Origin of the sequence: Streptomyces sp. Z423-1, assembly GCF_013009255.1 — a bacterium.
Lineage (GTDB): Bacteria > Actinomycetota > Actinomycetes > Streptomycetales > Streptomycetaceae > Streptomyces > Streptomyces gossypiisoli.
Genome location: NZ_CP053109.1, coordinates 2,717,172 through 2,739,730 on the forward strand (window position 1 = coordinate 2,717,172; position 22,559 = coordinate 2,739,730).

Sequence of the window (22,559 nt, forward strand, 5' to 3'; positions counted from 1 at the left end):
CCTAGAACTTCGGCGCGTTACGGGACCGCTGCACCCGCGTGGTGCGGCGGTCCCGTGCGTTCCAGCACGCCTTGTGCCAGTGCCGGCGGTCGTCGACACCCGCGTGCTCGGGCCAGGCCACCACGTGCGGTACGGCGGACGGAATCAGCTGGTCGCAGCCGGGGCAGCGGTACGTCTTGCCCTCGGAACTGGCCCCGGCCACATGGCGCACGCTCCAGTCCTCGCCCTGCCAGTCCTCCGTGGACTGCCAGCCCCCGTAGCGGCCCGGGCGGTCGTCCTCGGCGCTCCGGCCGGACGAGCCGGCGGTCTTCGGGCCCTTCGGACGGTTGCGACGCGGGGACACGGGACACCTCACGGAGCTATACAGGAACCGGGTTGCATCCAGCCTACGCGGCCCGGAGAGGGGTACGCGGAAAGCGGCGAACCTCACAAGTCCCCCTCTCGGACCGTTCATTCTGCCGACAATCCGCAAATCCCTTCGCCAGACCGTGTCCTCGGCACGTGTCAGACGGTTATGCCGAGTGGGGGAGCTCCGTGTCGGAGCCAAGGAAGCAGGAAGAGCGATGCGTGTAGGAACGTTCGTGTTGGCGGCCCAGTTCCCGGGTCAGGGCCAGGGGGAGGCGCTGTACCGCGCGGTCCGGTCGGCGGAGGTCGCCGAGGAGGCGGGGCTCGACTCGGTCTGGCTGGCCGAGCACCACTTCGTGCCGTACGGCACCTGCCCGTCGGCGATCACACTGGCCGCCTTAGTGCTCGGCCGCACCCGCCGTATCCGGGTCGGTACGGCGGTCAGCGTGCTGCCCACCACCCACCCGGTCGCGCTCGGCGAGCAGGCCGCGCTGCTGCATGTTACGAGCGGCGGCCGCTTCACGCTGGGCGTCGGGCGCGGCGGCCCGTGGGTGGACCTGGAGGTGTTCGGCGCCGGGCTGGAGGCGTACGAGAGGCAGTACCCGGAATCACTCGATCTGCTCATGCGCTGGCTGCGCGAACCGGCGGTGGCGGGCCCCGGCGGCCGCTTCGCCTTCCGTGAAGTCCCCGTCGTGCCCAGGCCGTCGGAGTGCCTGACGGAGGCCGAGGGGCCGGAGGTGCTCGTCGCGTGCACGTCCCCGGCGAGTGTGCGGATGGCCGCCGAGCGCGGGTTGCCGATGCTGCTCGGCATGCACGTCGGGGACGAGGAAAAGGCCGAGATGGTCGCCCTGTGGCGGCAGCACGCGCGGGCGGTGGGGCGTCCCGCGGAGGAGATCCGCGGTGCCGCCCATGTGTCGGCCGGCGTCTGCCAGATCGCGGACCGGCGCACCGACGCGGCGGAGACGCTGCTGAAGGCGATGCCGGGATGGCTGAAGCAGGGGCTCGACGCCCATGTCACGGTGGACGGCCGGGAGCGTCAGATGCGCGATCCGCTGGCCTACACCGAACTGCTCTGCGGGCTGCACCCGGTGGGCACCCCGCGGCTGTGCGCCGACCGGCTGGCGGCGACCAGCGAACGCACGGGAGTCTCCCGCTTCGCCCTGCTCGTCGAGGGCTCCGGGGATCTCGCGGCGACGGAGGAGAACGTACGGCGGCTGGGCGCCGAGGTGCTGCCCCAGTTGACGTGAACGGCCCTGCGGCCCGGGAGGCTTGCCGCTCCGGTACAGATCGCACCTCCCGCGTACGGAGCGGCAAGCAAGCGGTTCACCGCCTCAGCAGTCCCGCAGCTCCGGGGACTGGTTCAGCAGCTGGCCCCGGATCGAGGTGAAGCGGGCCAGCCTGTCGTCCGCCGAGGCGTCCAGCGGGAACACCGCCACGCGGTGGCAGTTCTGGAAGGCCAGCCGCACACCGAAGTGCCGCTGCAGCGCACCACGGATGGCGTCACTCGCGAGCGCACGCAGCAGCTGACCGCGCGCCTGCTCGTCCGGCGGGGGCGTCTGGTTGTCGGCGAATTCTCCGCCGTCCACCTTCAGCTGGGCCACCAGGGAGCTGATCATCTCCCATGCGTAGGGCAGGGAGGTCCGGACGCAGTCGACGAAGTCTGCTTCGTCGACCTCGCCTCGCTCGGCCTGTTCGAGTAGGGCCGGTGAGACGTCGAGCGACATGGGTTCTCCTCTCGCACCCCCAACCAGCAGGGGTTGCCGGACAGATGTGGGAGCACGCGAAAGCGAACACGCTGTGTGCATACCTCGCGACCTCCCGTTTATACGGTAGGCAACCGCCGGTGACCGCACCAGAAGAATGCAGACACAGGCAGATCCCAGTAGGCACACAATCGGCCACTAACGAACAAGGGGTTTCCTGGACAACAGGGGCGGCCCGCAGGACCTCCCTTGAGGGTGGTGGCGGGAGACGGGTGGGCGAATCGCGTGCACACCAGCCCGTCGAGTAGCGTTGCCGACCATGCGTCTCGTCATTGCCCGATGCTCCGTCGACTACGCGGGCCGGCTCACCGCCCACCTCCCGACCGCACCCCGTCTGATCCTGGTGAAGGCGGACGGCAGCGTCTCGATCCACGCGGACGACCGGGCCTACAAGCCCCTGAACTGGATGTCGCCGCCCTGCACGCTGAAGGAGGGGACGGGCGAGGAGGCCGGGGTCTGGACCGTCGTCAACAAGGCGGGCGAGAAGCTGATCATCACGATGGAAGAGGTCCTGCACGACTCCACGCACGAACTGGGCGTCGATCCCGGCCTGATCAAGGACGGCGTGGAAGCACACCTGCAGGAACTGCTCGCCGACCGCATCGAGACCCTCGGCGAGGGCTACACGCTGATCCGCCGCGAGTACATGACGGCCATCGGGCCGGTCGACATCCTGTGCCGGGACGCCGAGGGCCGGACGGTCGCGGTCGAGATCAAGCGACGCGGCGAGATCGACGGTGTGGAACAGCTCACGCGCTATCTGGAGTTGCTCAACCGCGATCCCCATCTGGCGCCGGTCCGGGGCATCTTCGCCGCCCAGGAGATCAAGCCGCAGGCACGGGTGCTGGCGACCGATCGGGGGATCGGGTGCCAGGTGCTGGATTACGACGCCCTGCGGGGTATCGAGGACGACAAGTTGCGGTTGTTCTGAGGCGTACGGCTGCGAGGGCCGGGTCCGTTGGTTCGGACCCGGCCCTCTTGTGTCGTCGCGGCCTCAGATCACCTGTTCCGAGCTGCTGGGGGTGCCTGCGGCGCTGGATTCCGGGGCGCTGGCGGTGCTGCTGGTTTCGATGGGGGCGCCGGCGGTGTCGGAGGTGGAGGGGTCTGTCGTCGGCGTTTCGGTGGGCGTGGGCTCCGGCGTCTCGGAGTCCGTCGGATCCGGGGACGTCGGTGTCCCGCCGGTCGGCGGCGTGCCAGGGAACGTCGGCCTCGTCGGCGACGTCGACGGCGGCTTCGTAGGCGAAGTCGACGGCTCCGGAGAACCGCCCCCACCCGGCTCGTACGTCCCGCTAGGCTCGCCCGACGGCTCCCCCGCCCCCGAACCCCCCGCCCCCGGGTCCACCGGCGTCGGATCGTCCGTCGTACCGAGCGTGCCGTCGGGGCCCGGATCCGTCGGCCGGCTGGTCGCCCTGCCCGTGTCGCCGTCGTCGTTCTGGCCGGCCTGGTCCGCGCCGAGGCTGTCGTCGCCGGGGTCCTGGCTGGCGGACGGATTGACGCCGACGTGGTCGGACGGGCTGTCGGCGTCGTTGCTGGAGGTGGCGCCGAGCGTCACGACCGTACCGAGCACCGCCACGAGCAGCGCGCCCGCGCCGGCCGCGACGAGGTTGCGCCGGGCGAGGCCGCGCAGGCCGCCGCCCCGGACGCGTCCGGACGCCGCTCCGGGCGTGGAGCGGTGGGTGATGAGGTCCGGGGCGCTGTCGGGCCGTTGCAGCGGCGGGAACTCCGCCAGGGCCGCCGGGACTCCGCCGGGCGGCGACGCCGACTCCTCGTGGCGGGCGTCGGGCACCTCCTCGCCGGCGGTGGCGCCGAGCGCGAGCGTCGCCACGGCGTCTGGTGTCGTGCCCTCCCGGTCGGTCACCAGGGCGAGGGCGCGGCGGCCGGCCACGGTGCCGCGCTTGTCGGCGAGGGCGCCGCGCAGCCCGATGGAGGCCTCCAGTTCGGCGCGGGCCCGGTCGAGCCGTCCCTCGCAGAGCGCGAGGATGCCCAGCTCGTGGTGGAAGTAGGCCTGTTCGGCGACGTCCCCGGCGAGCCGGGCGGCCTCGGCGCCGGAGCGCAGCGCCCGTTCCCAGGCGCTCCAGTGCAGCCCGGCGGCGAACGCGGGCGCGGCGGTGCGGGCCAGCTGGACGGTGGGGCTCTCCTCGCCCTCGGCGGGCGCGGTCGTCGTCGGTACGAGCACACCCAGCGCGGTGAGCAGGGCGTCCGCCTCGGCGCACACGCGCTCGGGCGTGACCGAGGGGTGTCCGGCCCACCAGGCGTAGTGCTTGGCGGCGGTCAGGGCGTGGCCCTCGGGGTCGTCGGCGTATCCGGCGGCCTCCAGCTGGGTCTGCACGCCGGCAGCGAGCCGGTAGCGGGAGCCGACCGGTGAGACCAGCGCGCAGCTGAGCAACTCGCCCAGCGCGGCGTCCGCGTGGGTGTCGCCGACGAGGGCGGGCAGATGGGCCTGGTGGGGCACCTCCCCGCCGAGCGCCACGGCGATGCGCAGAGTGGCCCGGGCGGACGCGCTGATCCGGGAGGCGAGCAGCGCGGCGGGCGCGGCTCCCTCGGCGAGCGAGGGCAGGGGGATGTCGGCGCCCACGGGCGGGCCGGGGACGGCGTCGAGCGGCTCGTCGACCGGGACGTCCTGGAAGACGCCGAACTCGTCGAGCGCCTCGGCGCCGGCCCGCAGCCGGTCGCGCTGCCGCAGCAGGGCGCCGGCCTGCACGAACCGCAACGGCAGGCCCTCGGACTCGAACCAGAGGTCGCCGGCCCAGTTGGTCTCGTCCTCCGTGAGCGGCCGGCCGACGGCGAACTCCAGCAGCTCCAGGCCGCCGGCGCGGTCGAGGCCGTCGAGGAAGACCTCCTCGATCGCCGCCTCGGCGGACGGCGCGGGCACGTCCGGGGTGGCGGAGATCAGGAAGGCGCACTCGGGGGTGGCGTCCAGCAGTTCGTCGAGCGCGGCGCCGCCGAACTCGATGTCGTCGAGGACGACGACCGCGCCGATCTGTCGGACGCATGCGAGCAGTTCGTCCCGTTCCGGGCGGTGCAGGGGCGCGCTGTGAACGGCGTAGAACAGGTCGTGGAGCAGATCGGTCGTGGTGCGGTGGAATCCGGTCAGGCGGACGACGCCGTCGGGGGCGAGGTCCGAGCAGTCCTCGGCGACGGTGTCGAGGAGGGTGGTGCGGCCGGATCCGCCGGGGCCGGTCAGGCGCACGGAGCGGCCACGGGCGAGCAGCCGTACCAGACGCTCGCGTTCGTCCTGGCGGCCGAGGAGCGGCAGGGTGGGGCGGCTCGGGCCGGGCGGGACCGGTGGGGCGGCGGCGCGTTCCACCTCGGCGCGCTGGGCCGGGGTCAGTTTGCCGGGTCTGCCGGGGCGTTCGCCGGGCGGGCAGAGCTCTATCTCGCTGCCGTCGACGGGGTTGACGGTGAGCAGGAGGTCACCGGAGACCAGCCGCACCGTGCGGGCGAGTGCGGGCGCGGGCTGGCCGAAGTCGGATGTGAGGGAGTCCCTGGGCGGGCGCTGGCGCGGCGGGTTGCCGTCACCGTCATGGCCGTACTCCTCGGGTCCCCGGTTGTTCGGGTCCATAGGTTCAAGCCCCCCAAAAGCGTCGGGTGCGTCGAGTGCCCTCCCGGCCTTGCCGCACACCGCGCTGTCGCTTCTGGTCCGGGCCCGCACGAGGGTCGATCAGACGCGGGCGACCGAACCCTAAACCTTCGCTCAGTATCTACGACAGCCCGGGGTGCCGCCCGGTCCGAGACGTCACGGTCTCGTGAGGATTGCGTGCGTCGGGCGTTTCGCCGTGAGCCGCCCGGTCTCCCCCGGCCCTGGTGACACCCCCGGTCGAGGCGTCACACCCGGGGCAGGGACTCCACCCCGATGCCGCCCTCGATCGCCAGGATCCGGTGCAGCCGGGTGGCCACCAGCAGGCGCTGCATCTGCGGCGGTACGCCGCGCAGCACCAGGCGCCGGCCGCAGCGGCCGGCCCGCCGGTGGGCACCCATGATGACCCCGAGGCCGGTGGCGTCCCACGAGTCCAGTTCGGACAGGTCGAGGACGAGGTCGCCGTCTCCGTCGTCGACGGCCGAGTGCAGGACCGTACGGGCGTCCGCCGCGCTGCGGACGTCGAGGCGGCCCCCGACGACCACCTCGGCGTGGTCGCCCCTGATGTGCATATGCGCTCCCCGTGAGTGCGGTGACGTACTCCAAGACGGTGGCTGTGCAACGTCTGACTGCTTCTGTGGCGGCGCGGTTGCTGGTTGTAAGCGAACCGATACCGAATTCACCCCGAGGTGTGATGTCTCAGGGGCGTGCGCGCCGCTTCAGTGCTTGTAGAAGCCCTGCCCGCTCTTGCGTCCGATGTCACCGGCGTCAACCATCCGGCGCATCAGCTCCGGCGGAGCGAACTTCTCGTCCTGGGTCTCGGTGTAGATGTTGCTCGTGGCGTGCAGCAGGATGTCGACGCCGGTGAGGTCGGCCGTGGCCAGCGGGCCCATGGCGTGACCGAAGCCCAGTTTGCAGGCGAGGTCGATGTCCTCGGCGGAGGCGACGCCCGACTCGTACAGCTTGGCCGCCTCGACGACGAGCGCCGAGATGAGCCGGGTGGTGACGAAGCCGGCCACGTCGCGGTTGACGACGATGCAGGTCTTGCCGACCGACTCGGCGAACTCCCGCGCGGCGGCGAGGGTCTGGTCACTCGTCTTGTAACCGCGCACCAGCTCGCACAGCTGCATCATCGGCACCGGCGAGAAGAAGTGCGTGCCGACGACCCGCTCCGGGTGCTCCGTCACGGCCGCGATCTTGGTGATCGGGATGGCGGAGGTGTTGGAGGCGAGCACGGCGTCCGGGCGCACGATCTTGTCGAGGGTGCGGAAGATCTCGTGCTTGACGTCCAGCTTCTCGAAGACGGCCTCGACGACGATGTCGGCGTCGGCGGCCGCGTCCAGGTCGGTGGTCGCGGTGATCCGGGCGAGGGCGGCCTCGGCGTCCTGCGCCTGAAGCTTGCCCTTGCTGACGAACTTGTCGTACGAGGCCTTGATGCCGTCGGTGCCACGGGTCAGCGCCTCGTCGGTGACGTCGCGCAGGACGACGTCCCAGCCCGCCTGGGCGGAGACCTGGGCGATGCCGGAACCCATGAGACCGGCCCCGATGACGGCGAGCTTCCGTGCCACTGACGACTCCCCTGATACGCGCTGTCGTTCTTCTCTCCGGCGGACACTAGCGCCCGTGAGGGCCGGTGTGGCCGGTAAGTAATGCGCGTCACGTCTCAGATGACGGACATCACACCGACACGGGTCACCCCACGCCTCTTACGGCCCAGTTGGGCGCCTTCGCCCTCAACTGCTCCCCCCCGGTCGTCCGGGACTACGCTGGTCACATGGTCAATCTGACGCGCATCTACACCCGCACCGGCGACCAGGGCACCACCGCCCTCGGTGACATGAGCCGGGTCGCCAAGACCGATCTGCGGATCTCGGCGTACGCGGACGCCAACGAGGCCAACGCGGTGATCGGCACGGCGATCGCGCTGGGCAACCTCGGCACGGAGATCGTCAAGGTCCTCACCCGCGTCCAGAACGACCTGTTCGACGTGGGCGCGGACCTGTCGACACCGGTGGTGGAGAAGCCTCAGTTCCCGCCGCTGAGGGTCGAGCAGTTCTACATCGACCGTCTGGAGGCGGACTGCGACCGCTTCAACGAGCGGCTGGAGAAGCTGCGCTCCTTCATCCTGCCGGGCGGCACCCCGGGCGCCGCCCTGCTCCACCAGGCCTGCACGGTCGTACGCCGGGCGGAACGCTCGACGTGGGCGGCCCTGGAGGTCCACGGGGAGACCATGAACCCTCTGACGGCCACCTACCTCAACCGGCTATCGGACCTGCTTTTCATCCTGGCCAGGACGGCCAACAAGGACGTCGGTGACGTGCTCTGGGTCCCGGGCGGGGAGCGCTGAGGCCTCCTCGCGGGGCGCCTTCTTCGGCCAGACGGCATACGACAGGGCGACCAGGCCGTGGATGCCGGCCGCGCGCCAGGCGGTGAGGATCCAGCTCTCCAGGGAGCCGGTGCGGCTCGGGTCGTCCACGTACCACCCGGCGATCAGCAGCAGCACGCTCGCCACCGCCGCGCCGACGGCCGAACCGAGCCAGACCCTGCCCTCGTGCCGGGCCCGGGCCATCCCGTAGCGGGGCGGCTCCACGGGCGGCGCGGCGCCGCCGAAGCGGTGGGCGGCGTGGCCGTCGAGCCACTTCACCGTGCGGTGGCCGTGACCGACGGTGTACCCGATGTAGAGGGCGGCCAGGCCGTGCTTCCAGCTGGGGTCGGCGCCGTTCTTGAGGTCGATCGCGGTGGCGACCAGCAGGACGACCTCCAGCAGCGGTTCGAGCAGCAGCAGGCCCAGCCCCGTGCGGCGCATCCGCAGCACGTAGCGGAAGAACAGCCCCGCGGCCAGCAGCACCCAGAAGCCGACCTCGCAGACGATGATCAGCGTGACGATCACGGCACACTCCTCTCGGTCACCCCTCAAGGCTCCCGTCCGGACCGGCCGGAATCGTCGTCGCTTGTGACGAACCGCCACTGCATCCTTCGATGTACTCGCGGACCGTGCCGCAGGATCAGGCGCGGGGCGGATCCGCCGTGTTGGATGGTGCCATGGCCGTACGACTCCCCCGCCCGCACCGCTTCGACGTGTACGTCGGGCTGGCCGGCCTGCTCGGCGGGCTGCTGGTGTGGGGCATCGGCCTCGGCGTCCGCCCGGCCGACGACCCCATCGTGCTGTGGTCCGGGCGCTGGCCCCTGCTGGTGCCGCTCGCCGTGATGGCGGGCTGCGAGGTGCTGCGCCGGGCCGCCCCGCGCACCGCGCTGCTCACCGCCACGGTCACGCTGACCGCGGACACCATCACGCAGGGCAACCTGGTCACCATCGTGATGTACACCGACGTGATGTACGCGGCCGTCCTGTACGGCACCCCCGGCTCGGCCCGCCGTATCCCCTGGATCACCGGTCTGGTGGCGGTGGCCGGGACGATCGTGCCGTTCGCGCTGTGGCGGGCGCCGGAGGCGTTGCTGATCGGCGTGGCCGTCGGCGTCGTCGCCGTCGCGCCCGCCTGCACCGGCCTGATCGTGCGCAACCACCGTGAGGCCGCCGACACCGCACGGCTGCGCGCCGAGCAGACCGCGCTGCTCGCCGAGATGGACCGCGTCCAGGCCGTCACCGCGGAACGCGCCCGGATGGCACGCGAGTTGCACGACATGGTCGCCAACCATCTCTCCGCGATCGCCATCCACTCCACGGCCGCGCTCTCCCTGGACAACCCCGCGACCTCCAGGGAGGCCCTCGGCGTCATCCGTGAGAACAGCGTCGAGGGGCTCGCGGAGATGCGCCGGCTGATCGGGCTGCTGCGGGACTCCAGCGGCGACACCGCACCGGCCGTCGCCCCCACCCTCGACGGCCTCGGCGCCCTCGTCGACACCGCGCGCGCCAACGGCCTCGACGTCGCCCTCGCCGCCGAGCGCGGCGAGGGGCTGCCGGCGCCGGTGGAGCTCGCGGCGTACCGGATCGTGCAGGAGTCCCTCACCAACGCCCTCAAGCACGCCGGTCCCGGCCCCGTCACGGTCGCTCTGCGGCAGCGGGACGGCTCGCTGGACATCACGGTGACCAGCCCGTACGGCGACCGGGACGGGCCCCGGGCACCCGGCTCCGGGGCGGGGCTGGTCGGGATGCGGGAGCGGGCCGCCCTGCTGGACGGCCGTTTCGAGGCGGCGCCGGAGGACTCGCCCGAGGGCAAGATCTGGGCCGTACGGGCCACCCTCCCCATCACCGAAGGAGAGACCGAATGATCCGCGTGCTCGTCGCCGAGGACCAGTCCGCCGTGCGCGCCGGGCTCGTGCTCATCCTGCGCAGCGCGCCCGACATCGAGGTGGTCGGCGAGGCGTCCGACGGCGAGCAGGCGGTGGCACTGGCCCGCGAACTGCGGCCGGACCTGGTGTTGATGGACATTCAGATGCCGCGTCTGGACGGGGTGTCGGCGACCCGGCAGGTGGTGGCCGAGGGGCTGGCCGACGTTCTCGTGCTGACCACCTTCGACCTCGACGAGTATGTGTTCGGCGCGCTGCGCGCGGGCGCGTCCGGGTTCCTGCTGAAGAACACGGACGCGAAGGATCTGCTGGAGGCGGTACGGACGGTGGCGCGCGGCGAGGGCCTGATCTCACCGGCGGTCACGCGCCGGCTGATCGCCGAGTTCGCCGCCAAGCCGGTACGGGAGCCGAAGGCCGACCCCTCGGTGCTGGACACCCTCACCCGGCGTGAGCGCGAGGTGCTGTCCTGTCTCGGCGAGGGGCTGTCCAACGCCGATGTCGCGGCCCGCCTCGACATGGCGGAGGCGACGGTGAAGACGCACGTCAGCCGGTTGCTGGGGAAGCTGGAGCTGCGCAGCCGGGTGCAAGCCGCCGTACTGGCGCAGGAGTTGGGGATCTAGCGCGCTGAACCAGCGCACATAGGGAGTAGTGGTCCAGACCTATTGACCTGTGGTCCAGACCTTTCTATTCTCGCGGCACTGTGGGCCTGATGGCTCAGTCATGCCCCCGACAATCCCATAAGGAGGCGCAGCATGCGCTTCAGACACAGAGCCGCGGCAGGATTCGCGACCCTGCTGCTCCCGCTGGCCGGTCTGGTCGGTCTCGCCAGTCCCGCCCAGGCGGCCACCGAAGCCACCGCCACCTACGCCAAAACCCAGGACTGGGGCACCGGCTTCGAAGGCAAGTGGACCGTCAAGAACACCGGCACCACCACCATCAACTCCTGGACCGTGGAGTGGGACTTCCCCTCCGGTACTTCGGTCACCTCCGCCTGGGACGCCGACGTCACCTCGTCCGGCACCCACTGGACCGCCAAGAACAAGTCCTGGAACGGCACCCTCGCCCCCGGCGCCTCCGTCTCCTTCGGCTTCAACGGCACCGGCTCCGGCGCCCCGGCCAACTGCAAGCTGAACGGCGGCAGCTGTGACGGCGGCTCGGTCCCCGGCGACAACCCGCCGAGCGCCCCGGGCACCCCCTCCGCCTCCGACATCACCAACACCTCGGTGAAGCTCACCTGGAGCGCCGCCACCGACGACAAGGGCATCAAGAACTACGACGTCCTGCGCGGCGGCACCAAGGTCGCCACCGTCACCGGCACGACCTACACGGACACCGGCCTGACCGCCGGCACCGACTACTCGTACACCGTCCAGGCCCGTGACACCGCCAACCAGACCGGTCCGGTCTCCGGCGCCCGCGCGGTCCGCACCACCGGCGGCGGCACCGACCCCGGCCCGCAGCCCGGCGAGAAGATCAACCTCGGCTACTTCACCGAGTGGGGCGTCTACGGCCGTAACTACCACGTCAAGAACCTGGTGACGTCGGGCTCCGCATCCAAGATCACCCACATCAACTACGCGTTCGGCAACGTCAAGAACGGCCAGTGCGTCCTCGACGACGCCTACGCCGCCACCGACAAGGCCTACACCGCCGACCAGTCCGTCAGCGGTGTCGCCGACACCTGGGACCAGCCGCTGCGCGGCAACTTCAACCAGCTGCGCCAGCTGAAGGCCAAGTACCCGCACATCAAGGTGCTGTGGTCGTTCGGCGGCTGGACCTACTCCGGCGGCTTCGGCCAGGCCGCGCAGAACCCGGCCGCGTTCGCCAAGTCCTGCAAGGCCGTCGTGGAGGACCCGCGCTGGGCCGACATCTTCGACGGCATCGACATCGACTGGGAGTACCCGAACGCCTGCGGCCTGACCTGCGACACCTCGGGCCCGGCGGCGTTCCGGAACCTCATGCAGGCCCTGCGTACCGAATTTGGCTCGAATTACCTGGTCACCGCGGCCATCACCGCCGACGGCTCCTCCGGCGGCAAGCTCGACGCGGCCGACTACGGCGGCGCCGCCCAGTACCTCGACTGGTACAACGTGATGACGTACGACTACTTCGGCGCCTGGGCCACCACCGGCCCGACCGCCCCGCACTCGCCGCTCACCTCCTACCCCGGCATCCCGACCGCGGGCTTCAACTCCGCGGACGCGATCGCCAAGCTCAAGGCCAAGGGAGTCCCGTCCGCCAAGCTGCTGCTCGGCATCGGCTTCTACGGCCGCGGCTGGACCGGCGTCACCCAGTCCGCCCCCGGCGGCACGGCGACCGGCGCGGCACCCGGCACCTACGAGGCGGGCATCGAGGACTACAAGGTGCTCAAGAACTCCTGCCCGGTCACCGGCACCGTCGCCGGTACGGCGTACGCGCACTGCGGCAGCAACTGGTGGTCGTACGACACCCCGTCGACGATCGCCGGGAAGATGACCTGGGCCAAGAACCAGGGCCTGGGCGGCGCGTTCTTCTGGGAGTTCAGCGGTGACACCAGCAACGGTGAACTGGTGAACGCCATCAGAAACGGGCTGAACTAGCCCTTTTCGAGTAGGTCCTAGGCGACATTGACGCGCTGACCGGGCGGGGCTGCCTCAAGCCACGCGAGAAAACCGGTCAGCGCGTCTTCGCTCATGGCGAGTTCGAGACGCGTGCCCCGGTGCAGGCAGGTGAGGATCACCGAGTCGGAGAGCAGCGCCAGCTCCTCCTCGCCCTCGGGGAGGCGGCGGCCGGCCACCTCGATCGCGGAGCGCTCCAGGATGCGGCGCGGGCGGGGGGCGTAGGAGAAGACGCGGAACCATTCCACGCGGTCGCCGTTGTAGCGGGCCACGCCGTAGGCCCAGCCTTTGCCGCCGGTGTCGGGTTTCTCGGGGACGTCCCAGCGCAGGGAGCAGTCGAAGGTGCCGCCGGAGCGCTGGATGAGTCTGCGGCGCAGGCCGAAGACGAACAGCCCCAGCACCACCAGGGCGACGACAATTCCGCACACAGTCAGAGCGAGGACCATCGACACCGACCTCCTCGTCTCCTAGGTAACGGAACGGAAAAAACACCCATATCTGCCTCAGCCGCGGTCAGCTCCGGATTGCTCCGGTGCCGACCGCGGCTGAGTGACGTCATCGCACGGCGGTGTCGGTCAACGCGCCACCGACGCCGCACGAAGTCGGACGTCCGCGCGGCGCTGGGCCTCGGCGTCGTCCTCCGCCTTCGCGCGCTCCAGGTCCTGCTCGACGCGCTTGACGTCGATCTCGTCGGCCAGCTCGGCGACCTCGGCCAGCAGCGACAGCTTGTTGTCGGCGAACGAGATGAAACCGCCGTGCACCGCGGCGACGACCGTCCCACCTTCACTCGTACGGATGGTCACCGGGCCCGACTCCAGCACACCGAGCAGCGGCTGGTGACCGGGCATGACGCCGATGTCGCCGGACGTGGTGCGCGCGACGACCAGGGTGGCCTCGCCGGACCAGACCTCTCGGTCGGCCGCGACCAGCGCGACGTGCAGCTCAGCAGCCAAGGGTGGCTCCTCGGGTCACCACCCGGCGGTTCTGCCGGGTGTTGGTTACAAGTCTAATAGGCGTGGCTGAGGGGGCGGGACGACCCCGCCCCCTCACGACACGAGCACGAGGCCCGGGTCAGGAGACGCCCAGCTCCTTCGCGTTCTTCTTCAGGTCCTCGATACCGCCGCACATGAAGAACGCCTGCTCGGGGAAGTGGTCGTACTCACCGTCGCAGATCGCGTTGAACGCGGCGATCGACTCGTCCAGCGGCACGTCCGAACCGTCCACGCCGGTGAACTGCTTGGCGACGTGGGTGTTCTGGGACAGGAAGCGCTCCACGCGACGGGCGCGGTGGACGACGAGCTTGTCCTCCTCGCCGAGCTCGTCGATACCGAGGATCGCGATGATGTCCTGGAGGTCCTTGTACTTCTGCAGGATGTTCTTCACGCGCATGGCCGCGCTGTAGTGGTCCTGCGAGATGTAGCGCGGGTCCAGGATCCGGGACGTGGAGTCCAGCGGGTCCACGGCCGGGTAGATGCCCTTCTCGGAGATCGGACGGGAGAGCACCGTCGTCGCGTCGAGGTGGGCGAAGGTGGTGGCCGGGGCCGGGTCGGTCAGGTCGTCCGCGGGGACGTAGATCGCCTGCATCGAGGTGATCGAGTGACCACGGGTCGAGGTGATGCGCTCCTGGAGGAGACCCATCTCGTCGGCCAGGTTCGGCTGGTAGCCCACCGCGGAGGGCATACGGCCGAGCAGGGTCGACACCTCGGAACCGGCCTGGGTGAAGCGGAAGATGTTGTCGATGAAGAACAGCACGTCCTGCTTCTGCACATCGCGGAAGTACTCCGCCATGGTCAGACCGGCCAGGGCCACGCGCAGACGGGTGCCCGGGGGCTCGTCCATCTGACCGAAGACCAGCGCGGTCTTGTCGATGACACCGGACTCGCTCATCTCGTCGATGAGGTCGTTGCCCTCACGGGTGCGCTCACCGACGCCCGCGAACACCGACACACCGTCGTGGTTGTTGGCGACGCGGTAGATCATCTCCTGGATGAGCACCGTCTTGCCGACGCCGGCACCACCGAACAGACCGATCTTTCCACCCTTGACGTACGGGGTGAGAAGGTCGATGACCTTGACGCCGGTCTCGAACATCTCGGTCTTCGACTCGAGCTCGTCGAAGTTCGGCGCCTTGCGGTGGATGGACCAGCGCTCACCCTCGTAGGCCTCGTCGACGTTCAGCACCTCACCGAGGGTGTTGAACACCTTGCCCTTGGTGAAGTCGCCGACCGGGACGGTGATGCCGTCGCCGGTGTCCACGACCGGGGACTGGCGGACCAGACCGTCGGTGGGCTGCATGGAGATCGCGCGGACCAGGCCTTCACCCAGGTGCTGGGCGACCTCAAGGGTCAGCGTCTTCCTCTCGCCCTGGTTCGCCGGGTCGGCGACCTCGACGTGGAGGGCGTTGTAGATGTCCGGCATCGCGTCGACGGGGAACTCCACGTCGACGACCGGGCCGATGACCCGCGCGACGCGGCCCGTCGCCGTGGCCGTCTCAACAGTGGTGGTCATTAGTAGTCACTCCCCGCGGTCGCGTCGGCCAGGGCGCTCGCGCCACCGACGATCTCGCTGATTTCCTGGGTGATTTCGGCCTGGCGGGCCGCGTTGGCAAGCCGGGTGAGGTTCTCGATGAGCTCACCGGCGTTGTCAGTGGCCGACTTCATCGCGCGCCGCGTGGCGGCGTGCTTGGAGGCGGCCGACTGGAGCAGCGCGTTGTAGATACGGCTCTCCACATAGCGTGGCAGCAGGGCGTCGAGGACGTCCTCCGCCGACGGCTCGAAGTCGTACAGCGGCAGGATCTCGCCCTTGGGCGCGGCCCCCGCGGCGACCTCTTCGAGGCTGAGCGGCAGCAGGCGGGAGTCGACCGCCGTCTGCGTCATCATCGAGACGAACTCCGTGTAGACGATGTGGAGTTCGTCCACGCCGCCGTCCGCCGTGTTCTTCTCGATGGCCTCGATCAGGGGCGCCGCGACCTGCTTGGCGTCCGCGTACGCGGGCTCGTCCGTGAAGCCCGTCCACGACTCCGCGATCTCGCGCTCACGGAACTTGTAGTGGGCGACACCGCGACGGCCGACGATGTACGTGTCGACCTGCTTGCCTTCGCGCTCCAGCCGCTCGGTCAGCTGCTCGGCCGCCTTGATCGCGTTGGAGTTGAAGGCGCCGGCCAGACCGCGGTCGCTCGTCAGCAGCAGCACCGCGGACCGGGTGACCGTCTCGGCCTGGGTGGTCAGCGGGTGCTTGGTGTTCGACCCGGTACCGACCGCCGTGACCGCGCGGGTCAGTTCCTGCGCGTACGGCGTCGAGGCCCGCACCTTGCGGTGCGCCTTGACGACGCGCGAGGCGGCGATCATCTCCATCGCCTTGGTGATCTTCTTGGTCGCGGTGACGGATCGGATGCGACGCTTGTAGACCCGGAGCTGGGCTCCCATGAGTCAGGTCCCTTCCTTACGTCACTTGGCGGCAGCGGCCGGAGCCTCTTCGCCGAGCAGCTTGCCGTCCGAGGTCTCGAACTGCTTCTTGAACTCCGCGATGGCGTCGGCGACGGCGGTGAGGGTGTCGTCCGACATCTTGCCGCCCTCCTTGATGGAGGTCATGAGGCCCTGCTCCTTGCGGTGCAGGTACTCCAGCAGCTCCTTCTCGAAGCGGCGGATGTCGGCGACCGGAACGTCGTCCATCTTGCCGGTGGTACCGGCCCAGACGGAGACGACCTGGTCCTCGGTGGACATCGGCTGGTACTGGTCCTGCTTCAGCAGCTCGACCATGCGCTGACCGCGCTCCAGCTGCGCCTTCGACGCGGCGTCCAGGTCGGAACCGAAGGCGGCGAACGCCTCCAGCTCACGGAACTGGGCGAGGTCGACGCGCAGACGGCCGGAGACCTGCTTCATCGCCTTGTGCTGCGCGGAACCACCGACTCGGGAGACGGAGATACCGACGTTCAGCGCGGGGCGCTGACCGGCGTTGAACAGGTCCGACTCCAGGAAGCACTGGCCGTCGGTGATGGAGATGACGTTGGTCGGGATGAACGCCGAGACGTCGTTGGCCTTTGTCTCGACGATCGGCAGACCGGTCATCGAGCCGGCTCCCATGTCGTCGGAGAGCTTCGCGCAGCGCTCCAGCAGCCGGGAGTGCAGGTAGAAGACGTCACCCGGGTAGGCCTCGCGGCCCGGCGGGCGGCGCAGCAGCAGGGACACGGCACGGTAGGCGTCGGCCTGCTTCGACAGGTCGTCGAAGATGATCAGGACGTGCTTGCCCTCGTACATCCACTGCTGGCCGATGGCGGAGCCGGTGTACGGCGCCAGGTACTTGAAGCCGGCCGGGTCGGACGCCGGAGCGGCGACGATGGTCGTGTACTCCAGCGCGCCGTTCTCCTCCAGTGCGCGGCGGACCGACGCGATGGTGGAGCCCTTCTGGCCGATGGCGACGTAGATGCAGCGGACCTGCTTGTTCGGGTCGCCGGTGCGCCAGTTGTCGCGCTGGTTGATGATCGTGTCGACGGCCAGGGCGGTCTTGCCGGTCTGACGGTCACCGATGATCAGCTGACGCTGACCGCGGCCGATCGGGGTCATCGCGTCGACGGCCTTGTAGCCGGTCTCCATCGGCTCGTGCACCGACTTGCGCTGCATGACCGTGGGGGCCTGCAGCTCAAGGGCACGGCGACCGCTGGTCTCGATCTCGCCGAGGCCGTCGATCGGGTTGCCGAGCGGGTCGACGACGCGGCCGAGGTAGCCCTCGCCGACCGCCACGGAGAGGACCTCACCGGTGCGGGTGACCGGCTGACCCTCCTCGATGCCGCTGAACTCACCGAGGACGATGGCACCGATCTCGCGCTCCTCGAGGTTGAGGGCGAGGCCGAGAGTGCCGTCCTCGAACTTCAGCAGTTCGTTGGCCATGGCCGAGGGCAGACCCTCGACCTTCGCGATGCCGTCGCCGGCAAGGGTGACCGTACCGACCTCCTCGCGCGAGGCCGCGTCCGGCTTGTACGACTGGACGAAGGTCTCCAGTGCGTCCCGGATCTCCTCCGGCCGGATCGTGAGCTCCGCCATCTGGGTTCCCTGCTCTCCTTGTTGGGCCCGAAGTTTCACTTTGGGGGGATGGGGACTCCCCCCTGGAAAAGGGTGAATCCTCTGCACGGCCCAACCAGGGCCGTAATTACGTACTGCTTGTTCAGTTGCGGCTAGCTCGCCAGCCGGCGCTCGGCGTCCGCGATGCGGTCCGCGAGGGAGCCGTTGATGACCTCGTCACCGACCTGCACCCGGATCCCGCCGAGGACCTCGGGGTCCACGTCGATGTTGAGGTGCATCCGACGGCCGTAGAGCTTCGCCAGGGCGGCGCCGAGGCGCTGCTTCTGTACGTCGCTCAGCGGCACCGCCGAGGTGACGACCGCGACCATGCGGTCCCGGCGCTCCGCGGCGAGCTTGGACAGGGACTCCAGTCCCGCCTCCAGGCTACGTCCCCGCGGCGCGGTAACAAGGCGCGTCACCAGACGCTCGGTGACCGGGGCCGCCCGTCCGCCGAGGAGGCTGCGCAGCAGCTCGCCCTTGGCCGAGGCGGTGGCCTTGCGGTCGGTCAGCGCGGCGCGCAGCTCGGTGCTGGACGCGACGATCCGGCCGAACCGGAACAGCTCGTCCTCGACGCTGTCGAGCGTGCCGTCCCGCTGCGCTGCGGTGAGGTCGGCGGTGTCGGCCAGCTCCTCCAGGGCGTCCACCAGGTCGCGCGACTGCGACCAGCGGGAGCGCACCATGCCGGACACCAGGTCCGCGGTCTCGCCGCCGACCTGGGCGCCGAGCAGGCGCTGGACCAGCTCGGCCTTGGCCTCACCGGCCTGCGCCGGGTCGGTGAGGACCCGACGCAAGCTGACCTCGCGGTCGAGCAGCGCGGTCACCGCGGCCAGCTCGTCGGCGAGCCGCGCCGCGTCCACGGACGTGTTGTCCGTCAGCGCGTCGAGACGCTCACGTGCGGCTGCCAGGGCCTCGCGGCTCGCTCCATTCATCGAGACGCCTCGGCCTTCTCCTCGAGCTCGTCGAGGAAGCGGTCGATCACACGGCTCTGGCGGGCGTGGTCCTCCAGGGACTCACCGACCAGCTTGCCGGCCAGCTCGGTGGCGAGCTTGCCGACGTCCTGCCGCAGCGCGGACGAGGCGGCCTTGCGGTCGGCCTCGATCTGGGCGTGACCGGCGGCGACGATCTCCTCACGCTGCCGCTGGCCCTCCGCGCGCATCTCGGCGATGAGCGCGGCACCCTGCTCCTGCGCCTCCTGGCGCAGCCGCGCGGCCTCGTGCCGGGCCTCGGCGAGCTGGGCCTTGTACTGCTCAAGGACGCTCTGGGCCTCGACCTTCATGGTCTCGGCCTCTTCAATACCGCCTTCGATCGCCGCGCGGCGCTCCTCCAGAACCTTGTTGATGTTCGGAAGCAGCTTCTTCCAGAAGAAGAAGAACACGATGGCGAAGGCGATGGTGCCGACGAGCAGCTCGGGGCCCGGCGGGACGAGCGGGCTCTGCTCCTCCTCGGCCGCCAGCTGCACCAGGTTGGCGATCACATCAGTGCCTTTCGTCGAAACGTGCCAGTAAGGAGCGATTACCTACCGAACACGAACGGCATAACGATGCCGATGAGGGCGAGCGCCTCACAGAAGGCGAAGCCCAGGATCTGGTTGGCGCGGATCAGGCCGGCGGCCTCGGGCTGGCGGGCCAGGGCCTGGGTGCCGTTGCCGAAGATGATGCCGACGCCGATGCCGGGGCCGATGGCGGCGAGGCCGTAGCCGATGGAGCCGAGCGAACCGGTGACAGCGGCGAGGGTCTCAGTGGCAGCCATGCTGATTCTTCCTTCTCTTTCATGGACCGGCGGGGGTTGGCCACCGGACGTATCTGGGCTTGCGGGGCGGGGTGCTCAGTGGTGCTCGGCGAGAGCGCCCTGAATGTACGAGCAGGCGAGGAGCACGAAAACGTATGCCTGGACGGCCTGCACGAAAAGCTCGAAGAGGATCATGGCGATGGTCATGAGGAAGGACACACCGGCCGCCGGGATCATCCAGCTGTTCAGCAGGTACCAGGAGGCGACGGTGAACATGACCAGCATCAGGTGGCCGGCGAACATGTTGGCGAACAGTCGCACCGCGTGCGTGAACGGCCGGACCAGGACGTTCGAGAAGAACTCGATGATCACGACGAGCGGCAGCACCGCGCCGAGCGACTTGTCGTAGCCGGTGAGGTTCTTGAAGCCGCCCACGAAGCCGTGCTTCTTGAAGGTCAGCGACATCCACACGATGTAGACGATCGCGGCCAGCACGATCGGGTACGCGATGATCGACGACACCGGGAACTGCGCCAGCGGGATCACGGACCAGACGTTCATGATCCAGATGAAGAAGAACAGCGAGACCATGAGCGGGACGTACTTCTCACCCTCCCGCTTGCCGAGGGTCTCGTAGACGATGCCGCGGCGCACGAAGTCGTAGCCGGCCTCGCCGATCATCTGGAGCTTGCCCGGCACCACCTTCGCCTTGCCGAAGGCCGCCCAGAAGAAACCGATGACGAGCACGGTGGTGATGAGCGCGAGCAGCATCACCTTGTTGAACTCGAACCCCCCGACCGTGGCGATCGGCTGGAAGAGGAACGAGTGCAGACCCGGAGCCGGGAAGCCACACCCGTTGTCGGACATGATCCGACAACTCCAGTCAAAGGCGAGCTGGGTCTGGTCAGCACTCACCACGGGCTCCTTCGGCGTGACGCATGGGTACGGCAACCTCGTTGTGTCGGCGCGGCACGCGGCCGCGGGTCGGCACCGGACTGGTGTTACGGATGTGGGGGCGGCTGGGGGACATCAAGCCTCGCGATTGAGCAGGCGTCAGCTCAGATGCCCGCGCCCGCGATGCCGCAGTTGGCACCGGACGATAGCAGGAGTTGTCATTGGCCTTTATCCCGCCCCTACCCCTCACGACGACGGCCCTGTCTTCTCGGGCTTCTCGCTCTTCGCGGGCTCCGGATCGACGTAGAAGATCTTGGCCTTCATGTGCGCACGAGCCTGCGCGGCCATCCAGACGACGGTCGCGATGACGAGGCCGATGGCGAACGTCTTCGGATTGAAGAGAGAGGTGTCCTTGAAGAGGGCGACGAAGATCAGAAGCAGCAGAAGCTGGGCGACGTAGAGCATCAGCCCCATGGCCTGGAACAGCTGCGGGAGCGTTTTTGCCGTCCACTGCAGAACGAACAGGCCGATTCCCATGAAGAGGATGGCCAGCACCGTACCGACGGCCGCACCGAGCGCACCCTTGCCGCCGGCCACCGCACCACTGACAGCGACCGTGACCACACCGACAGCGGCCGTGGGCACAGCTGCATGCAGAAGGTTCCGGGCGTCATTGGACGGCATGGCGGCAACTCCGCTTTCACAGGGGGGCAGGTGTCGTCATGGACGAGCGTAGTCCCGGGTTGAGAGAGAACCTCATGCCGCTGGACCGTCGCACCGCGGCCCTTCGGCTCTTTCCGGGGGGTTCTCGTGAACGGTATCACAAACTATTTGATGAGGTCTTTACCTGGAGGTGTGCGCACTGTCACACATGAGAGTGACCGTGCGCGTCTGTGCGGAAACCGAGCCGACTTGTCTGGTATTGGGGCCTTCGCTCCCCCACGGCTTGGCAATGCTTTAGTCAGATTCTTACCTTGTGATGCGCGAGCGGGGGCCGACGGCGGTCGCTCCGTTGGCTCCGGAGACCCCGACGGCGACCGGGGTGCGCTCCTCCTGCTCGGCGGGAGCCTCGGCCGGGACCTCCTCGGACGCGGGCGGCAGGACGACCTTGCTCCGGCGGTAGCGCGGCGGCACGAAGTGCTCGGCCCACAGCGGGGCGCGCGGGGTGAAGCGGGGCAGCAACAGCAGGACCAGGCCGATGGCGCTGAGCAGCACCACGCTCAGCACGATCCACATGGACGCCGAGTTCACCGAGTAGCCCAGCGCACCGAAGGCGATCAGCGCCGACCAGAAGTACATGATCAGCACGGCCCGGCTGTGCGAGTGGCCGATCTCCAGCAGCCTGTGGTGCAGATGCCCCCGGTCGGCGGCGAACGGCGACTGGCCGCGCCAGGTACGGCGCACGATCGCGAGGATCAGGTCCGCCGCCGGGATCGCGATGATGGTCAGCGGCATCAGCAGCGGGATGTAGACCGGCACCATCTGGTGCACCGCGTTGCGCTCGGAGCCGGAGAACAGCTTCATCACGTCCGGGTCGACCTGCCCGGTCACCGAGATCGCGCCCGCCGCCAGCACCAGGCCGATCAGCATCGAGCCGGAGTCGCCCATGAAGATGCGCGCCGGGTGCATGTTGTGCGGCAGGAAGCCCAGGCACATGCCCATCAGCACCGCCGCGAAGAGGGTGGCCGGGGCGGCCGCCTCGATGCCGTACGAGTACCAGATCCGGTAGGCGTACATGAAGAACGCGGCCGCCGCGATGCACACCATCCCCGCCGCCAGCCCGTCCAGCCCGTCGACGAAGTTGACCGCGTTGATGGTGATGACGACCAGGGCGACGGTGAGGAGCGTGCCCTGCCACTGGGTCAGCGCCACCGTGCCGACGCCCGGCACCGGCAGCCACAGGATCGTCAGACCCTGCATCACCATCACACCGGCGGCGATCATCTGGCCGCCCAGCTTGATCAGGGCGTCGATCTCGAACTTGTCGTCCAGCACGCCGATGAGCCAGATCAGCGCCGCCCCGGAGAGCAGTGCGCGCGGCTCGTTGGACTTCTCGAAGACCTCGCTGAGGTTGGTGAGATGGTCGGCGACCAGCAGGCCCGCGCACAGGCCGAAGAACATCGCGATCCCGCCGAGCCGTGGAGTGGGTTCTCGGTGCACGTCACGTGCCCGGATCTCCGGCATCGCTCCGGCCACGATCGCGAACTTCCGTACCGGCCCTGTCAGCAGGTACGTCACCGCGGCCGTGATGCAGAGCGTCAGCAGGTATTCACGCACGGGCTTCCCCACAGGTCTCGCTGGCCATCTCAGCCCCACACCCTAGCGAGGGACGCATATGAGTGGGGACTTC

23 protein-coding genes are annotated in these 22,559 nt (G+C 69.6%); 6 read left to right on the forward strand and 17 right to left on the reverse strand.

Translation table 11 applies throughout. The features are described 5' to 3' along the window. Position 1 precedes the first annotated feature (1 nt). Positions 2-343, reverse strand: coding sequence for an ATP/GTP-binding protein (locus HJD23_RS12125; protein ID WP_171118049.1), 342 nt, complete (start codon positions 341-343; stop codon positions 2-4). Between the two features lie 220 nt (positions 344-563). Here HJD23_RS12125 and HJD23_RS12130 point away from each other — a divergent pair, with 220 nt between their 5' ends. After that, entirely contained in the window at positions 564-1,592 is a 1,029-nt protein-coding gene (locus HJD23_RS12130; RefSeq protein ID WP_171118051.1) for an LLM class flavin-dependent oxidoreductase, read from the forward strand. Positions 1,593-1,676: 84 nt separating this feature from the next. Here HJD23_RS12130 and HJD23_RS12135 read toward each other — a convergent pair whose 3' ends face one another. After that, positions 1,677-2,069, reverse strand: coding sequence for an SCO5389 family protein (locus HJD23_RS12135; RefSeq protein WP_171118053.1), 393 nt, complete (start codon positions 2,067-2,069; stop codon positions 1,677-1,679). A 298-nt stretch (positions 2,070-2,367) separates the two neighbouring features. On the opposite strand from HJD23_RS12135, the gene nucS reads away from it, so the two are divergent. Then, a complete protein-coding gene (nucS, locus tag HJD23_RS12140) occupies positions 2,368-3,039 on the forward strand; it encodes an endonuclease NucS (protein WP_171118055.1) in 672 nt (223 codons plus the stop codon). A 63-nt stretch (positions 3,040-3,102) separates the two neighbouring features. Here the strand turns inward: nucS and HJD23_RS12145 are convergent, their stop codons facing one another. The 3 genes from HJD23_RS12145 to HJD23_RS12155 form a co-directional block, all read right to left on the reverse strand. Next, on the reverse strand, positions 3,103-5,670 hold the full coding sequence (locus HJD23_RS12145) for an ATP-binding protein (RefSeq protein WP_171118057.1): 2,568 nt from the start codon (positions 5,668-5,670) through the stop codon (positions 3,103-3,105). Positions 5,671-5,933: 263 nt separating this feature from the next. Next, positions 5,934-6,257, reverse strand: coding sequence for an STAS domain-containing protein (locus HJD23_RS12150; protein WP_141313208.1), 324 nt, complete (start codon positions 6,255-6,257; stop codon positions 5,934-5,936). A 147-nt stretch (positions 6,258-6,404) separates the two neighbouring features. Further along, positions 6,405-7,253, reverse strand: coding sequence for a 3-hydroxyacyl-CoA dehydrogenase family protein (locus HJD23_RS12155; protein WP_171118059.1), 849 nt, complete (start codon positions 7,251-7,253; stop codon positions 6,405-6,407). A 206-nt stretch (positions 7,254-7,459) separates the two neighbouring features. On the opposite strand from HJD23_RS12155, the gene HJD23_RS12160 reads away from it, so the two are divergent. After that, the gene (locus HJD23_RS12160; protein ID WP_171118061.1) at positions 7,460-8,032 is read left to right on the forward strand and encodes a cob(I)yrinic acid a,c-diamide adenosyltransferase; all 573 of its coding nucleotides are present in this window, start codon (positions 7,460-7,462) and stop codon (positions 8,030-8,032) included. Here the strand turns inward: HJD23_RS12160 and HJD23_RS12165 are convergent. Continuing rightward, entirely contained in the window at positions 7,949-8,575 is a 627-nt protein-coding gene (locus HJD23_RS12165; protein ID WP_171118063.1) for a hypothetical protein, read from the reverse strand. The genes HJD23_RS12160 and HJD23_RS12165 overlap by 84 nt on opposite strands. A 152-nt stretch (positions 8,576-8,727) precedes the next feature. Here HJD23_RS12165 and HJD23_RS12170 point away from each other — a divergent pair, with 152 nt between their 5' ends. From HJD23_RS12170 to HJD23_RS12180, 3 genes are all read left to right on the forward strand, one after another. Then, the gene (locus HJD23_RS12170; RefSeq protein WP_171118064.1) at positions 8,728-9,915 is read left to right on the forward strand and encodes a histidine kinase; all 1,188 of its coding nucleotides are present in this window, start codon (positions 8,728-8,730) and stop codon (positions 9,913-9,915) included. Continuing rightward, on the forward strand, positions 9,912-10,553 hold the full coding sequence (locus tag HJD23_RS12175) for a response regulator transcription factor (protein WP_171118066.1): 642 nt from the start codon (positions 9,912-9,914) through the stop codon (positions 10,551-10,553). Before HJD23_RS12170 ends, HJD23_RS12175 begins: the two co-directional genes overlap by 4 nt. Positions 10,554-10,685: 132 nt before the next feature. Beyond that, a complete protein-coding gene (locus tag HJD23_RS12180) occupies positions 10,686-12,512 on the forward strand; it encodes a glycoside hydrolase family 18 chitinase (protein WP_171118068.1) in 1,827 nt (608 codons plus the stop codon). A 17-nt stretch (positions 12,513-12,529) separates the two neighbouring features. Here the strand turns inward: HJD23_RS12180 and HJD23_RS12185 are convergent, their stop codons facing one another. From HJD23_RS12185 to HJD23_RS12235, 11 genes are all read right to left on the reverse strand, one after another. Continuing rightward, entirely contained in the window at positions 12,530-12,976 is a 447-nt protein-coding gene (locus tag HJD23_RS12185; protein WP_171118070.1) for a DUF2550 domain-containing protein, read from the reverse strand. A 129-nt stretch (positions 12,977-13,105) separates the two neighbouring features. Then, complete coding sequence (locus HJD23_RS12190; RefSeq protein ID WP_171118072.1) at positions 13,106-13,483, reverse strand: F0F1 ATP synthase subunit epsilon; 378 nt, start codon at positions 13,481-13,483, stop codon at positions 13,106-13,108. A 118-nt stretch (positions 13,484-13,601) separates the two neighbouring features. Beyond that, the gene (atpD, locus tag HJD23_RS12195) at positions 13,602-15,038 is read right to left on the reverse strand and encodes a F0F1 ATP synthase subunit beta (RefSeq protein ID WP_171118074.1); all 1,437 of its coding nucleotides are present in this window, start codon (positions 15,036-15,038) and stop codon (positions 13,602-13,604) included. After that, positions 15,038-15,955 (reverse strand): F0F1 ATP synthase subunit gamma, encoded by a 918-nt coding sequence (locus HJD23_RS12200; protein ID WP_171118077.1) that lies wholly within the window; start codon positions 15,953-15,955, stop codon positions 15,038-15,040. The genes atpD and HJD23_RS12200 overlap by 1 nt, the downstream gene beginning before the upstream one ends. 21 nt (positions 15,956-15,976) lie before the next feature. Beyond that, entirely contained in the window at positions 15,977-17,569 is a 1,593-nt protein-coding gene (gene atpA, locus HJD23_RS12205) for a F0F1 ATP synthase subunit alpha (RefSeq protein ID WP_171118079.1), read from the reverse strand. 131 nt (positions 17,570-17,700) lie between these two features. Beyond that, the gene (locus HJD23_RS12210; protein WP_171118081.1) at positions 17,701-18,516 is read right to left on the reverse strand and encodes a F0F1 ATP synthase subunit delta; all 816 of its coding nucleotides are present in this window, start codon (positions 18,514-18,516) and stop codon (positions 17,701-17,703) included. Then, positions 18,513-19,061: a F0F1 ATP synthase subunit B gene (locus tag HJD23_RS12215; protein WP_171118083.1), complete on the reverse strand. Its 549-nt coding sequence runs from the start codon at positions 19,059-19,061 to the stop codon at positions 18,513-18,515. Before HJD23_RS12215 ends, HJD23_RS12210 begins: the two co-directional genes overlap by 4 nt. 38 nt (positions 19,062-19,099) lie before the next feature. Further along, complete coding sequence (gene atpE / locus HJD23_RS12220) at positions 19,100-19,336, reverse strand: ATP synthase F0 subunit C (RefSeq protein WP_171118085.1); 237 nt, start codon at positions 19,334-19,336, stop codon at positions 19,100-19,102. A gap of 75 nt (positions 19,337-19,411) precedes the next feature. Continuing rightward, positions 19,412-20,182: a F0F1 ATP synthase subunit A gene (gene atpB / locus HJD23_RS12225; RefSeq protein ID WP_171119210.1), complete on the reverse strand. Its 771-nt coding sequence runs from the start codon at positions 20,180-20,182 to the stop codon at positions 19,412-19,414. A 273-nt stretch (positions 20,183-20,455) separates the two neighbouring features. Continuing rightward, positions 20,456-20,893, reverse strand: coding sequence for a hypothetical protein (locus tag HJD23_RS12230; RefSeq protein WP_171118087.1), 438 nt, complete (start codon positions 20,891-20,893; stop codon positions 20,456-20,458). Positions 20,894-21,178: 285 nt separating this feature from the next. Beyond that, positions 21,179-22,486: an MraY family glycosyltransferase gene (locus HJD23_RS12235; RefSeq protein ID WP_171118088.1), complete on the reverse strand. Its 1,308-nt coding sequence runs from the start codon at positions 22,484-22,486 to the stop codon at positions 21,179-21,181. Positions 22,487-22,559 lie beyond the last annotated feature (73 nt).